This window comes from Nocardioides sp. Soil796 (assembly GCF_001429525.1).
Lineage (GTDB): Bacteria > Actinomycetota > Actinomycetes > Propionibacteriales > Nocardioidaceae > Nocardioides.
The window spans coordinates 20,801-33,313 of sequence record NZ_LMSQ01000004.1; the positions used below are offsets into that span (position 1 = coordinate 20,801).

General features: G+C 66.8%; 14 protein-coding genes. 8 read left to right on the forward strand and 6 right to left on the reverse strand.

The features are described 5' to 3' along the window. Positions 1–16 precede the first annotated feature (16 nt). The 5 genes from ASH02_RS02140 to ASH02_RS02165 form a co-directional block, all read right to left on the reverse strand. Positions 17–319 (reverse strand): hypothetical protein, encoded by a 303-nt coding sequence (locus tag ASH02_RS02140; RefSeq protein ID WP_057294182.1) that lies wholly within the window; start codon positions 317–319, stop codon positions 17–19. 112 nt (positions 320–431) lie between these two features. Continuing rightward, positions 432–623, reverse strand: a complete 192-nt coding sequence (locus ASH02_RS02145) for a hypothetical protein (protein WP_057294183.1) — start codon at positions 621–623, stop codon at positions 432–434. Between the two features lie 572 nt (positions 624–1,195). Beyond that, a complete protein-coding gene (locus tag ASH02_RS02155) occupies positions 1,196–1,513 on the reverse strand; it encodes a tudor domain-containing protein (RefSeq protein ID WP_057294185.1) in 318 nt (105 codons plus the stop codon). Continuing rightward, entirely contained in the window at positions 1,503–2,108 is a 606-nt protein-coding gene (locus tag ASH02_RS02160; RefSeq protein ID WP_057294186.1) for a hypothetical protein, read from the reverse strand. Before ASH02_RS02160 ends, ASH02_RS02155 begins: the two co-directional genes overlap by 11 nt. Positions 2,109–2,178: 70 nt before the next feature. Next, entirely contained in the window at positions 2,179–2,484 is a 306-nt protein-coding gene (locus ASH02_RS02165; RefSeq protein WP_057294187.1) for a GntR family transcriptional regulator, read from the reverse strand. A 105-nt stretch (positions 2,485–2,589) separates the two neighbouring features. On the opposite strand from ASH02_RS02165, the gene ASH02_RS02170 reads away from it, so the two are divergent. The 7 genes from ASH02_RS02170 to ASH02_RS02200 all read left to right on the forward strand — a co-directional run bounded on the left by ASH02_RS02170 (position 2,590) and on the right by ASH02_RS02200 (position 11,112). Next, entirely contained in the window at positions 2,590–2,919 is a 330-nt protein-coding gene (locus ASH02_RS02170; RefSeq protein WP_057294188.1) for a hypothetical protein, read from the forward strand. Between the two features lie 115 nt (positions 2,920–3,034). Beyond that, positions 3,035–4,234 carry a DNA cytosine methyltransferase gene (locus ASH02_RS02175; protein WP_057294189.1) on the forward strand — a complete coding sequence of 400 codons (1,200 nt, stop codon included), beginning with the start codon at positions 3,035–3,037 and terminating at the stop codon, positions 4,232–4,234. Further along, positions 4,231–4,692: a very short patch repair endonuclease gene (locus ASH02_RS02180; RefSeq protein WP_057294190.1), complete on the forward strand. Its 462-nt coding sequence runs from the start codon at positions 4,231–4,233 to the stop codon at positions 4,690–4,692. The genes ASH02_RS02175 and ASH02_RS02180 overlap by 4 nt, the downstream gene beginning before the upstream one ends. Before the next feature lie 372 nt (positions 4,693–5,064). Next, entirely contained in the window at positions 5,065–7,407 is a 2,343-nt protein-coding gene (locus ASH02_RS02185; RefSeq protein ID WP_057294191.1) for an ATP-binding protein, read from the forward strand. Continuing rightward, complete coding sequence (locus ASH02_RS02190) at positions 7,404–9,080, forward strand: DEAD/DEAH box helicase family protein (protein WP_057294192.1); 1,677 nt, start codon at positions 7,404–7,406, stop codon at positions 9,078–9,080. Before ASH02_RS02185 ends, ASH02_RS02190 begins: the two co-directional genes overlap by 4 nt. Then, entirely contained in the window at positions 9,080–9,655 is a 576-nt protein-coding gene (locus tag ASH02_RS02195; RefSeq protein WP_156409684.1) for a hypothetical protein, read from the forward strand. The genes ASH02_RS02190 and ASH02_RS02195 overlap by 1 nt, the downstream gene beginning before the upstream one ends. Beyond that, a complete protein-coding gene (locus ASH02_RS02200) occupies positions 9,652–11,112 on the forward strand; it encodes a sigma factor-like helix-turn-helix DNA-binding protein (protein WP_057294194.1) in 1,461 nt (486 codons plus the stop codon). The genes ASH02_RS02195 and ASH02_RS02200 overlap by 4 nt, the downstream gene beginning before the upstream one ends. A 72-nt stretch (positions 11,113–11,184) precedes the next feature. On the opposite strand, the gene ASH02_RS02205 is transcribed toward ASH02_RS02200, so the two are convergent. Continuing rightward, positions 11,185–12,141, reverse strand: a complete 957-nt coding sequence (locus ASH02_RS02205) for an ATP-dependent DNA ligase (RefSeq protein WP_156409685.1) — start codon at positions 12,139–12,141, stop codon at positions 11,185–11,187. Positions 12,142–12,203: 62 nt separating this feature from the next. Here ASH02_RS02205 and ASH02_RS02210 point away from each other — a divergent pair, with 62 nt between their 5' ends. Continuing rightward, positions 12,204–12,509: a hypothetical protein gene (locus tag ASH02_RS02210; RefSeq protein ID WP_057294196.1), complete on the forward strand. Its 306-nt coding sequence runs from the start codon at positions 12,204–12,206 to the stop codon at positions 12,507–12,509. Positions 12,510–12,513: the final 4 nt, after the last annotated feature.

Genomic DNA, 12,513 nt, shown 5'->3' on the forward strand with positions numbered 1-12,513 from the left:
GGCAGGGGAGCGGCTCTTACGGCAGACAAGTCCAAAGACGCTGGACCAGATCCTCCAACCAAGCGACGGCTTCCTCGCGTGATCCGAGTTCCTCGTGCGGACCCTGACCGACAGCGGTCGGGAGCCAGTCGCGCACCTGCCAGCCCACCGCCCGGGTCGTCGACTCCAGGTCCACATCAGCGTCGTTCAGGACGACCAGCAGGGCATGGGCGGCATTGCGGGCCGCCACGACGTCGGCCCAGCGCACCAGCAGCGGCTCGTCAGGGTCGTAGGGCTGGCCGTTGCTTCCGCGGTCGAACTGCTCCGGATGCCGAGTCATCAGGAAGGCCTCGCTGTCCTCGTCGGTGTGCCGGCCATGATTGCCGGACCCACTCGGCCTGGTCGATCAGGACGGTACGGCATTCCGGCATCGCGGATTGGACGCCGGAGGCCTAGTCGCGCTCGACCCTGAGGGCGATGATCCGCCAACCCTCCGGCACCAGCCGCTGAGCGGCCGCCAGGGCCTGGTCGTAGTCGCTCTCCTCGACGACGAGCTCGTCTCGGCCGAGGGCATAGCCGCCACGGTGATCGGGCGGGGCCTCCTGGACCGTGGCGTACAGGGTGAGCGGCCTGGCCTCGTTCACGACCTCTGCCCCGTTTCGGCCATGGTGCGCAGCAGATCGACGTCGCGGCGGAATGCCGTCGGCAGGCCGGCGCTCTCCTCGGGATCCGCCTCGTAGCCGACAAGGCCAGCCTCCACCAGGTCGGCCGCGGTCTCGAGAGAGCGTGCCACGCGCAGCAGGAGGGCGGGTGGCATCTGAACCGAGGGCTCGTCGTAGAAGTCGATGGTGGCCACCTGGTCGGTGAGCAGGAGGCCGAGGTGGCTCTGTGAGTGGGCGATCTGGGCCACCCGGTCGCGGGTGTGCTCGAGGTCGTCGCGCTCGACCATGAGGATGCGCTGGACCTCGCCCAGGCCCGCAACAACCCGGNCCTCGACGAAGCCGAAGACGATCTCGCGGGCCATGCCGGCCAGAGTCTCCTCGGTGAGGTACTTGCGCGCGGTGGCTGGGGTGACGCGCATCTGGTTGGCGACGTACTCCACCCGGTCATCGAGCAGGTCACCGGCGGCCGCGCGCGACATCGTCATACCGAGCTCGGAGACGGCGGCCAGGAGGTCGTCGACGCGCTGATCGCGCCAGGATCGAGCAGACACCCGTCAGCCGGCCTCGGGGGAGTAGGGGCGCAGCTCGTGATGGTCGCGCCAGACCTGCTCCCCGTCGTGGAACTCGACGGTCCACTCATCGACCGCAGTCCGATCGATCACCGTGGCCGGCTCCCAGCCCTCGCCGTCGCGGCGCACAACCTCGACTTGCGCGCCGTCAGGGAAGGGGTTGTGTGCCCCCAAGTACTCCCCGATGGTCTCGGCGAGGGGAGTGGTGCCGCCCTTGGGTGCGTCGTTGATCCACTGCTCCATCGGGTCGACCCGGGCCCAGCGCAGCGCGAGGCCAGCGACGTAGTTCGCCTCAGTCGGCATCGTCGATGTCCTCGCCCTGGCGAAACATCGTCTTGGCGCGCCCGGGGCTGACATGGCCAGTTGGGTCGGTGCCCTCGGTCCACAGTTGCTGGCGGTAGCCGTCGCCTTCGGGTGTCGCTCCGACGTAGTTCGGGATCGACCCGTCGGCCAACGGCGGGTAGGTCGCCGAGATGCCGCGCTCGCCCTTCACGACTGCATCGAGAGAGAAACTCAGCGCGCGCGGGTAGTGGCGACGCACCCAGGCCTCCGCCCGGCTCCAGGCGGCGTCATAGGCGTCCTGGTCACCACGGCCGTCGTTGGCCTCGACAGCGGCGCGGTAGTCCTGCCAGATGTCGTAGGCCTCGCGGGCCTTGGTGCGCTCCTGGATGAGGGCGGGCAGGCACCCGCACTCCTCGTGCTCGTCGTGGTGGTAGCCGATGCACCGGTCGTCGGTACAGCCGCACTCGTCGCCGCGCCACTCGGTCTCCGGGATCCACTCGCGATTGCCGGCCTCGTCGGTGACGTCGGTGAGCCAGCCGCCGTAGGTGATCCAGTCGCGCACGGTGATGCCCGCGTCCGCGAGGACGCGTCGAGCTTCACTGTTCAGCTTCGTCATCGTGGATCTCCTGGGTGAAACGGCTAGGGCCAGTTTGACTGACGCCTCCGACAGTTGTGCGCATGACTGTTCAGCTCTTGTTGCCGAGCGCAGCAAGGGCTCGGTCGATCGCGGCCCGCGCGGTGCGCAGTTCGGCGGCTACATCGACGGCGCGCGGCTGCGGGTCGTTGCGCAACACGAAGGCGCCGACGCCCTGGCGGGTCTCGACCAGGCCGTCCTCGACGAGCAGCTGCTGCGCCTGGCGGATCGTGTTCAAGCCGGGCACGTCGTAGTGCTCCTGCAGGGCCGCGATCGAGGGGAGTTGCTGGCCGGGGGAGAACTCGCCGGCGCCGATGCGGCGACGGAGGTCCTCGGCGATCTCACGGTATCGAGCCATGCCGACATGCTAGCATGTCCCTACAGGTTATCTAGTGGGGTTCTGGGCACTAGTTAACATAAGGTTAGTTATCGGCGCTCGACGACCCCGAAGACGAGGAAGGCGATGAAGGTCTACATAGACAGCGCTCCGGAGAACATGGTCGACGAGTTGGCCCTGAACGCTGAGGGTGTCTTGGAAGAGCGCTGGAACGGGTGGGTGCGACCCCTCGCGACCGCAGAGGCGCTCGGCGAGTTCCTCCACGCCTGGCGGGCCAACGACCCCAACGGCATTTGGGGCTACGTCACCGAGGTTGGCGACACGCTCGTCTGCACCCGGTCCGACGCCGACGACTACGTCGACGAGTTTCCAAAGGTTGGTACCACCGCTGACGGCCGAGCGGTTTACGACCTCTCAGGTTGGGTCTGGGTGCTCCCCCAAGACAATGACGGGTGATACGACGGGTCAACCTCGTTCAACCAGCTAGGGTGCCGTCCGGGTCGCACGATGCCCTCTTAAAGACGCGTGTTCACGCCCCTCATGTCGGAGGTCCGCGGTAGCGTCCCGCGGTATGGTCCACGACGCTCCGGAGGCAGCCGACGACGCCGACTCTGGCACTTCTATCGAGCTCTTTTCCGGTGGTGGTGGGCTCGCGATGGCGCTGCACGAGGCTGGCTTTCGCCACCTTCTGCTCAACGAGCTGAACAAGCGTGCCTGCGCGACCCTCAGGGCCAACAACGCCGTGGACTACCTGCCCGACGAGACACCTCCCGCGACGCTCGCCGACCCGTGGCCCCTCATCGAAGGAGGGATCGGGGAAGTCGACTTCACGCCGTTCCTCGGAGACGTCGATGTCGTCGCTGGCGGCGTACCTTGCCAGCCGTTCAGCCTTGGCGGGGCCCACAAGGGTCACCTCGACGAACGCAACCTGTGGCCTGAGTTCAACCGTTGTGTCCGGGAAACACGACCACTGGTCATCCTCGCCGAGAACGTGCGGGGCCTCCTCCGGCCCTCCTTCGAGCCCTATTGGGACTACATTCGCCGAGAACTGGCTGCCCCATTCGAGCAGCGCGTCGACGGGGAACCATGGGCCGATCATGACCGCCGTCTGGTCAAGGCGTTGCGCGGTGGCGGCGGCGATCCGACCGAGCGATACGACATCGCGTTCAAGCTGGTCAACGCCGCCGACTACGGCGTCCCGCAGAATCGATGGCGAGTTGTGCTGGTCGGTTTCCGCAAGGATCTAGGGATCTCGTGGAGCTTCCCCAACCCCACTCACAGTGCCGGCGCTCTTCTGCGCGCCCAACTGTCCGGAGAGTACTCAGATCGGTATCCGCACGCGCCGATCAAAGAGCATCCCGGCGTCACTCCACCCGAGGACGGTCTTCGGCCATGGAAGACCCTGAGGGACGCCATCCACGACCTGCCTGAACCGGTAGAGCGCCAGGACACGCCGGGCTACATCCACCACATCGGCTGGCCAGGCGCTCGTGAGTACCCCGGGCACACCGCCAACGTGCTCGACAGGCCGGCCAAGACCGTCAAGGCAGGCGTACACGGCGTTCCTGGCGGTGAGTCGGTTCTCCGGCGTGATGACGGGAGCATCCGCTACCTGACTGTCCGCGAAGTCGCGCGCATCATGACGTTCCCTGACGATTGGCGGCTCGAGGGCCCGCGGGGCGAACAAATGCGCCAACTCGGGAATGCCGTCCCCGTCGGTCTCGGTGCAGTGATGGGTCGCGAGATCGCGAAGGTTCTGCGGGAACGATGACCAAGACCAAAACGCAAGTAGTCCAGCCGCGCGATCCGGCCGTGACCAGTCGCATCATGAGCGCGGTTCGCGCGAAGGACACCAAGCCCGAGCTCCTCCTCCGCCGCGCCGTGCATGCGCGCGGCGGCCGATACCGCCTGCACGCGGCGGACGTGCCGGGGCGCCCAGACCTTGTGGTTCGCGGCAAGAAGATCGCCATCTTCGTCGACGGCGACCTTTGGCACGGCAACCCCGCAGAGTGGCGACGTCGAGGCAAGGACGATCTGGCTGGTTTGTTCCCCACCCGGACCCAGTGGTGGGTGGACAAGATCGAGCGGAACGTCCGACGAGATCAGGACGTCGACCGAGAGCTGGCCGCACGGGGATGGAGGGTGCTGCGCCTTTGGGCGAGCGACATCATCGCCGATCCAGATGCCGCAGCCGACCGCGTGATCATCGCCCTGCGGGAAGACTCATGAGCCGACGCGTCCGGGCAACCAAGCCCGACCCCGCCCTGTACCGGCCCACGAAGGGACTGACAAGCAGCGAACGCGCGGCGGAGCAGGATTTGGCTGCCGGCGGCCATGAAGCCCGCCTGATCAGACGCCAAGACGGCACCACGGCGCTTGGAAGCGTCGCACTGCGCTGCTACAGCGACAGCCGGCGCGTCTACGCATATCTCCGGTGGTCGGACGGCTCCGGAGGGACCGCTGAGCGGTACATCGGAGACGTCTCCGACAACGCCGAACGGTTCAGCGCGCTACGCGACGCATGGAACCGCGTCCACGCAGACAACCCACAGGGGCCGACTGTGGCCCTGAGCCCCACGACCTGAAAGGGCCACCGCACTCATGGACATCACCCCCTCACCACGCATCCTTCGGATGCTCGGCGAGATCGAGTTTGACGAGTGGCAGTGCATCGCCGAGCTCGTCGACAACGCCTTCGACGACTTCACAGACATCATCGAAGGCGGTCACTCCTGGCCTGGGGGCTACAAGGTCAGCGTGACCCTCCCCGGGCCTGGCGCGAGCCTCGCTGGAGCCGAAGTGGTCGTAAAGGACACGGGCCGGGGCATGACCCGGACCACGCTCGAGCAGGCGGTGAAAGCCGGGTGGTCCAGCAACGACAGGTTCGACAAGCTCGGGCTGTTCGGCATGGGATTCAACGTGAGCACCGCTCGGCTCGGACGCCGCACGCGCGTCCTCACGACCCGCGAAGGCGACCCGGAGTGGATCGGTGTCGAAATCGACCTCGACAAGCTCGGCCCCGACTTCGAGGCACCAGACATCACCGAGCCCAAGGACGACCCGAGCGAGCACGGCACCAAGATCATCGTCAGCAATCTGCATCTCGCTCGAGCCGAATGGCTCCAACGCAACGCCGAGAACCTCCGCACGACCCTGGGGCGGGTATACGGCTGGCTCCTGGACAACAAGCCGTACGAGCTATGGGTCCAAGGGACCAAGGTCAAGCCTCGGAAGCTATGCCGCTGGGGCGACGACCGATTCATCATCTACGGCAGCGGGGCGAGCGCCGAGAAGATCCCGGCGTACATCGACATCGACCAGACCTTCCAGCCCGCAGACGCCTGCGAGATATGTGGCAACTGGCAGAACCTCGGCAAGGACACCTGCGACCAGTGCGGCAGTTCCCAACTCCGTCAGCGCGAACGGCGCCTGCACGGCTGGCTCGGCGTGCAACGACACCTCGACAAGCGCGAGTTCGGGATCGACTTCCTGCGCAACGGACGCAAGATCCTGCAGTACGACAAGCGGCTGTTCAACTGGACCAATCCGAACGACCCGACCGCTGGCGTGGACGTCGAGTACCCGATCGAGCTGGTCAACCAGGGCGGACGGCTGATCGGTGAGATCCACCTCGACTACGTCCCGGTTCACTACGACAAGACCGCTTTCGAGTACAGCGACCGCGCTTGGAAGGCAGCTGTCGACTACCTGCGCGGAGAGGCCCCGCTTCAGCCTGAGAAGGCCAAGGCAGCCGGATACCCGGAGAACAACTCCCCCCTTGCCCGGCTCCACAAGGGATATCGCAGGAACGCCGCCGGGCGCAGGTGTCTGGTCCCCGGCGACGGTAACCGGCCGCTGCACGAGGAGACTCGACAGTGGGCGCGCAAGTTCTGGGCCGGCGACCCGGACTACCAGGCAGACGAGAAGTGGTGGGCACAGGTCCTCATCCACGAGGAGCGCGTCGAGGCAGCCAAGTTGGCGAAAGCCACCGGCGACTCCAAGGACCAGGCCGATGAAGATGCGGTGATCGCCGCGCTGGGAGGAGAGGGCTCCACTTCTACCGAGGAACCTTCGACGACGGAGGAACCCACACCCGAACCCGAACCCAGCGCGCCGGCCAAGCCGGAAACGGTCCAAGAGCGGCTCGCCCGATACGTGGGCTCCAGCGAGATCATGCCGGAACTGAGTCGCATATTCGGACTACCCGACCTGGGACAGCTTCAGGTCGAAACGCGCACCCTCCATGAACACATCGCGGACGCCGACAACCACCCGACGCCGATCTGGCTCGCGCTCGGGCCAGGAGGGACCGCCACGGCCCTCATCGACCTGACGCACGAGGCGTTTACCAAGCTCGGCCTCGAGCCCGCCGAACTGGTGGTGGCCGAAGTGAGTGCGGCACTCAAGGTGAAGGCCGACAGCCACCTGACCCACTCGCAGATCGCGGCACGGCTGCGCGCAACTTGCTTGCCGGACACGGCAGTCGACCCCGCCGTCATCCGCGCGCAGGCCGCCGAGCTGCTGGCCGACATCCGACAGCGCATGGCGGACAACGTGAACTCGGACACTCAGCGGGCGTTGAGTTACCTCGACCCCGACGAGCAGACGCAGACCGAGAACGCCCTGATCGCAGACGGGGGCGACACACTCACCGCGTCGCTGGTAGGAAGCGGCCGGTTCCTGCTCTACGCCCCTCCGCTCTACCTGGTGAAACTGCTGGAGAACTGGCCGGAACCCTTCATGGAGGGGAACGTCTTCGCGGGTCCCTACACCTCCCTGACGTCCCCCTCTTCACGGCGTCTCAGCCTCGCGCGCGTGGTGGGCTACCTGAACGACGTCGCTACACTCCTCACCTTCCAGGCGGCACCGAGCGTCAGCCAGCTTCGCCGGACGCGGTTGAGCCTCCAACTCCTCCAGCAAGAACTCGCCCCGGAGGAGCAGTGAGCGGGTTCCTTGCCCCTCGCGCCCTCCTCGCGGGCGGCCCACGAGGACTTACCCTCGCAACCGAGCGGGCGCTTTGGCACCTAGGGTTCACCGACGTCCGAATCATCGACGGCGCAGGCGACGAGGGAGCGGACATCCTGGCGGTCCGGGACCGCGAGCAGTGGGTGCTGCAGTGCAAGTTCTCGAGCAGAGGCGCCGTGGACCGCACGGGCGTCGACGACGCCGAGCGGGCCCGGTCGCGCTACGGAGCGGACCATGCCGTCGTCGTCACCAATACGAGCCTCAACGCCACCGCCGAGGCACGTCGCAAGGCCCTCGGCGGGATCGGCATAAAGGTCGACGCGTGGGCTGGCCCGACCCTTGAGGCCATCTACGCGAAGATGCCCGAACGCGTCCCATCTAAGTACGAGCTGCGCCCCTACCAGCTTGAAGCGGCGGAGCGGATTCAGCAGGACCTCGAGGACACGAACCGAGCCCTGCTCGTACTGGCGACCGGGCTCGGTAAGACGGTGGTCGGTGGCGAGGTGATACGGCGTCATCTGGAGAGCCACCCAGACGCCAGGATCTTGGTCGTCGCCCACATGAAGGAACTCGTCGAGCAGCTCGAGAAGGCCCTGTGGCGTCACCTGGACAAGTCAGTGCCAACCCAGGTCCTCACCGGCGACACCAGACCCACTTCATTCGAAGGCGTCACCGTGGCGACGATCGATTCAGTGCTTGGCCTTGTCAGAACGGACTGGCGTCCATCGCTGATCATGATCGACGAGACCCACCACGTCGGAGAGACGGGCATGTTTGCCCAACTCCTCGACGAGTGTCAGGACGCCCGCCAGTTCGGGGTCACGGCTACGCCCTGGCGAGGTGACAAGTTCGACATCACGTCCAGGTTCGGTCAACCTTCGTACAGCCTCGGCATTGCCGAAGGCATGGCGGACGGTTATCTCGCCCAAGTGGACTACCGCATGTACGTCGACAACCTCGACTGGGACTTCGTCCGCCACGCCAGCGAGCACGGCTACTCCATCAAGGAACTCAACAAGGCACTCTTCCTTCCGCAGCGCGACGAGGAGATCGTCGACGAGTTCAGGCAGGCCTGGCGGGAGATCCGCGACCCGCGGGCCATCGTCTTCTGCCAGACGATCGAGCATGCGGAGCGTATGGCCACTCTGCTCGCTGGCGCGGATCAGAGCTGGCGCAGAGCCTCGTATCTGCACAGCGGGCTCAGCAGGCAACAACGTCAGATCCTGCTCAATGCGTTCCGGCTCGGCCGGGTTCCCATCATCACGTGCGTCGACGTGTTCAACGAAGGCGTCGACGTACCCGACGTCAACCTCATCGCGTTCCTCCGTGTTACCCACAGCCGACGAATCTTCGTCCAGCAGCTCGGCCGCGGCCTCCGTCTGCGCGAGGGCAAGGAGAGTCTGAAGGTGCTTGACTTCGTCACCGACGTGCGGCGCGTCGCCGCCGGCCTGGACCTCAAGCGAACCCTTGCGGCGATCCGGGGCGGAGACATCGAGGAACTCTCACTCCCGCTCTCCGGTGGCTCACAGATCACGTTCAACGACGAGACCGCCGGCACGCTCCTCGACTACTGGATCCGCGACGCCGCCGACCTTGAGACAGCGGCCGATGAGGTACGCCTCCAGTTCCCAACAGCGATCGGTCTCGAATGATGCGCATTCCTCGTGAAGTAGAGACGAAGGTGGTCACGCGCCTATATGCCGACGCAAAGAAGCTCGACTGGGCGAGCCTGACGCCGCAGGAGCACTCGGCCCAGTACGCCAAGTGGGTGGATGATCCTGAGGTCGGCGGCCGCCTGCGGGAGTACCTCTCCGACGGCGACGCGCGCGTTTGGATCAAGGACGGACCCATGAAGGAGTGGAGTCGGTCCCTCAGTGGTGTCGGCAAGTACGCGGGGCTGGTCGACGGCGCCGAGGACGTGCCCATAGCCCTGGTACGTAAGGTGCTGGGCTCAGATTGGGAACTGGACCCCGACACCATCCGCTCCAAGCCACTCCGCCTAACCGCCCGCAAGGGGGAGGAGGAAACCGTCCTGACCTGGGCTCAGGCCCGCGACCTCAAGCACCTGTGCTGGGCCGCCCTGATAGCGAGTGCTGAGGGCGATCATCGACCGTGGGTGATCTGTGTGATCGAGACCTTCACCAGGCCCATTCCAGCCAACGAGAAGAAGGCGCACTTACGACTCGCGGGGCGATGCGACCTCCGGCTCGTCCACGTTTCACTATGAGCGACGATCAGCCTGCCGAACCCGACTGGGTCGCCGTGTTCTCGCCTCGATCGGCGGATGACTCCGCCCAGGATCAGCGCAGCCGCGCGGTCGCGCCCAGCGCTGGCGGCTGCGCCGAGACGGTCGATGACCTGGGCGACGGGGACCTCGGCCCTCGCGCGTGGCTCGACGACGCTTGGGCGGCTCTCCCTGAACGCAGCCGAGACATCCTCCGTCGGCGCCTCGCTGGGGAGACACTGGACGAGATCGGACTGGCTCTGAACCTCACCCGCGAACGCGTCCGGCAGGTACAGAAGGCGTCTGAAGGCGCGCTCGTGCGCGCGATGGAAAAACGAGCCCCGCAACTCCTCTCCGCCTTGCACACGGAGCTCGGCGACTCCCCGGCCGTGGCGGATCGTCACATCGCGACGCTTGTGGACGCTCACTCCACGACCGCGCTGGGGTGTTTGCTCAAGACCTTGGGTGTCAGCCATCCCCGCACCTGGGCTGGGGCGCTCTCCGAGTTCTGGACCTTTCGGCCGAACGAGCTGCGACAACAACTGGGACGAATGGTCGAGCTCGCACCCCTGACCCACGAGGAAGCTGATCAAGCCGCCGCCGAGCTTGGCCTTTCCGAGGACCTCGATTGGCGAAGCGTTCTCGCGCACAGCAACAGCAAACTGGCCGCCCACGATCTGGGTTGGATTCGACCCGCGCGACTCACCCGAGACGTGGCGTATCTCTGGCTCAAGCTCGAGGGCGAACCACGACCTGCGGACGAGATCGCAGTACAGGCTGGATGCAGTGAACATGCCGCGCGGGAGAACATGCGACGAGACCCAGCCTTCTCACAAGTTCGACCAGAAGGCACTTGGGCGCTCTCCGATTGGCGTGTCCCCGGCTCAGAGAACCGCTATAGCTCCGCCGTTGATGCCCTGGTTGAAGTTCTCCGAGATCTCGGGCCGCTGCCTGTTGACCAGCTCCGCGTTGAGACACAGCGCCGTTACCCCGTCAGTGATTGGCGGGTGAATCAGTGCCTGTCGAGCAACCTCATCGGGCTTAACGCCGCCGGCCTGTATGACCTGGCCGAACGGGGGGCTGTCCCCGTCGAGGACACGGAACCCAAGCAGCCTTCGAACATCAAGACCAGTGGAGACGTGGTGGGTATCGAACTCGTAGTCGACCGCGAGATCCTTCGCGGCAGCGGCATACCCGTGAATCGCTGGCTCACTTGGCATCTGGGCCTCAGAACCGCTCCGTCGACAAGATATTTTGCCCTCCCCGAGGGACACGGCGAGGTGCGCGTCACGCGGATGACCAGCAATGCTCAGGTCTCCAGTTTGCGCGCGGTCGCCGCCGAGTTCGGCCTCGTTGAGGGCTGCAAGTTTGCGCTACTGCTTAACACGAGCACGGACACCGCCAGCGTCCGCCACGTCTGCCCGCAGGACGCGTGTGGCGCGCGTACCGCGACGCACTGATCTTCAGCGCCGTAGCGCGCGCATACCCCGAAGAGCTGGCCGCATGCTGCGCACTTCCGCCGTCGACCGCAGCTAGCCGCGCAGATCCCACCGCACGCGGCGGTAACGGGTCAAATGCCGCCACCGCCCGTCCTCGAACGCCATGTCTGCCTCGACCTCGACGACCACCGTCGGAGCCACCCGAGTGATCGCAACCGGCTCGCGGCTGAACCGCCCCAGCTGGCGGGTGCTGAGCTCGAGCGGCCAAGGGTGGTCATCGGCGCCGACGAGCACCGCGGCAAGCTCGGCCGACTCCCTCAAGCTGAGCGGATGGGTCGCACCGGCCACACGCAACGTGCCGGCGTCGTCGACCAGGCCGAGGATCAACCGCTCTGGCTGGTCGACGCGACCGATCACCGCGCCGACGATGGCCTCGCGGGTGTTGCGGATCCGCAACTTCACCCAACCCCTCTGACCGGGGAGGTACCGCTGGCTGGCGCCCTTGGCGACCAGGCCCTCAACGCCGACGTCGGCCGCGGCGTATTCCTCCAGCCACCGCCTCGCCTGGGCGGGGTCGGCGGTCTGCGGGGTCAACTGCAGCGGCGGCCGCCAGTCCGCAGCGCACTGCTCGAGAAGCGACCGCCTCACCCGCAACGGCTCCCCCCGCACGTCGGCGTCGTCGGCGGCCAGTAGGTCGAAGGCCAGAAAGGTCGCAGGCGCCAACCGAGCCGGTGGCCGGCGGCGGCCGCGGTAGGCCAGCCGCGGGGCTAGAGCGGCGAAGTCCAGGCGCCCCGCGCTCCACACCACGAGCTCGCCGTCTACCACGGTGCCCGGCGGCAGCTGGGCGCACGCGGCGTCGACGATGTCGGGGAAGCCGGCGGTGAGGTCAGCGCCGTTGCGGGACCACACCCGACAGCCCTCAGGTGTCCGCTCGAGGATGGCCCGGTAGCCGTCCCACTTGGGCTCGTAGACGGTGCCGCCGGGCAGAGCCGAGCCGGCCGGCAGCGTGGCTGCAGGCTTGGCCAGCATGGGCTCCCAGCGGGTGGGCACTCATTCAGCGTACGAACCCGCTCCGGCGGTGCTGGTCGAACACCTGTTCTACTCTAGGAGGCATGGCAGGCGGTTACGGGCGCGGGGCTGGCATCCCTTTGAAGGACCGTGTGCGCGTCGACCAGGCCCAAGAGCCAGCGCGGCCGCCGGCCCACAGCAGCGCGGCCGGAGGGCAGGACCACCCCGGGCGGCACTGCTGGGTCAGCGTGCCCGTCGACGGCTCGCAGCCTCTCCCCGGCCTGCTCCTGGAGTGGCGCCGCGCTGGCCACCTGTGGGAGGGCCGAGTCGTCTACGTGGCGCAGCTGCGACCAGGGCGCTGGGCCACGGTCGAGGAGTGGGTCCCGGCCGAGCTCCTCAGCACCGAGTGAGTGA

Bases quoted from the DNA above. Each gene is read 5' to 3' on its own strand.
- ASH02_RS02140 (WP_057294182.1), bottom strand. From the start codon at position 319: ATGACTCGGCATCCGGAGCAGTTCGACCGCGGAAGCAACGGCCAGCCC.
- ASH02_RS02155 (WP_057294185.1), bottom strand. From the start codon at position 1,513: ATGCCGACTGAGGCGAACTACGTCGCTGGCCTCGCGCTGCGCTGGGCC.
- ASH02_RS02160 (WP_057294186.1), bottom strand. From the start codon at position 2,108: ATGACGAAGCTGAACAGTGAAGCTCGACGCGTCCTCGCGGACGCGGGC.
- ASH02_RS02165 (WP_057294187.1), bottom strand. From the start codon at position 2,484: ATGGCTCGATACCGTGAGATCGCCGAGGACCTCCGTCGCCGCATCGGC.
- ASH02_RS02170 (WP_057294188.1), top strand. From the start codon at position 2,590: ATGAAGGTCTACATAGACAGCGCTCCGGAGAACATGGTCGACGAGTTG.
- ASH02_RS02175 (WP_057294189.1), top strand. From the start codon at position 3,035: ATGGTCCACGACGCTCCGGAGGCAGCCGACGACGCCGACTCTGGCACT.
- ASH02_RS02180 (WP_057294190.1), top strand. From the start codon at position 4,231: ATGACCAAGACCAAAACGCAAGTAGTCCAGCCGCGCGATCCGGCCGTG.
- ASH02_RS02185 (WP_057294191.1), top strand. From the start codon at position 5,065: ATGGACATCACCCCCTCACCACGCATCCTTCGGATGCTCGGCGAGATC.
- ASH02_RS02195 (WP_156409684.1), top strand. From the start codon at position 9,080: ATGCGCATTCCTCGTGAAGTAGAGACGAAGGTGGTCACGCGCCTATAT.
- ASH02_RS02200 (WP_057294194.1), top strand. From the start codon at position 9,652: ATGAGCGACGATCAGCCTGCCGAACCCGACTGGGTCGCCGTGTTCTCG.
- ASH02_RS02210 (WP_057294196.1), top strand. From the start codon at position 12,204: ATGGCAGGCGGTTACGGGCGCGGGGCTGGCATCCCTTTGAAGGACCGT.